Source organism: Shewanella sp. T24-MNA-CIBAN-0130, assembly GCF_040310185.1.
GTDB lineage: Bacteria > Pseudomonadota > Gammaproteobacteria > Enterobacterales > Shewanellaceae > Shewanella > Shewanella psychromarinicola.
Genome location: NZ_JBEOPP010000296.1, coordinates 1 through 274, shown reverse-complemented (window position 1 = coordinate 274; position 274 = coordinate 1). Strand labels below are relative to the sequence as shown.

Below are 274 nucleotides of genomic sequence, written 5' to 3'. Positions count from 1 at the left end.
CTGTTTTGCTTTCCCACTCTAATTGCTCATCTTTCGACAACTCTTTGTATTTAATGCCATCGCGCAAGAATTTAGTTTTAACGGTTATCTTAGTCGGTGGTACTAGGTACTTTTCGGCATAGGCGCTGACATCTTCATAAGCGTAAGTCGGCATGCCTTTTTGTAAGTCAAAAATGCTATAAGTGTCTTTTTCAACTTCATCTTTTGGGGTAGCGGTTAAGCCAACTAATAAACCATCGAAGTATTCAAAAATTTGACGATACTTTGAATACAC

General features: G+C 38.0%; 1 protein-coding gene. It reads right to left on the bottom strand.

All coding sequences use genetic code 11. The annotated features are described in order from the left end of the window. The coding region (locus AAEZ02_RS22450; protein ID WP_502959612.1) for a hypothetical protein at window positions 1–274 on the bottom strand (274 nt) is incomplete at both ends.